Genomic DNA, 341 nt, shown 5'->3' on the forward strand with positions numbered 1-341 from the left:
GTCATCCGTAGAGTTACTACCTGTAAAGTTTACAATCAAGGGGGCATTGCCATTTAAGGGTGTGGCACTGGCAACCGCATTGGGAGCCTGGTTGCCCCCACCCTGATCTACAATGGAAAAAGGAATTGTTAAAGTACCCAGATTGGTACCGGTCTGACTTGATCCACTAAAGGCTGTAGCACTAATGGTGTAATTGCCCAGGGGAAACTGTTGTCCATAATAATTCCCGCCGCTGTCACCTAACAGCGCATAGGGAGCCACATTCTCGTTCCTGGTGTTGTTCACAGGTCCCGAAAGCGTCAACAAGACACTGCCTACCGTGGCCGGGTTGGTATTTGCCC

General features: G+C 50.4%; 1 protein-coding gene. It reads right to left on the reverse strand.

Annotation, left to right across the window (positions count from 1 at the left end; translation table 11 throughout):
* Positions 1 to 341, reverse strand: a 341-nt coding sequence (locus tag MWU78_RS22300) for a hypothetical protein (protein ID WP_247002027.1), incomplete at both ends; no start/stop codon positions are given.

Source organism: Arenibacter sp. F26102 (assembly GCF_023015865.1).
Taxonomy (GTDB): Bacteria; Bacteroidota; Bacteroidia; order Flavobacteriales; family Flavobacteriaceae; genus Arenibacter.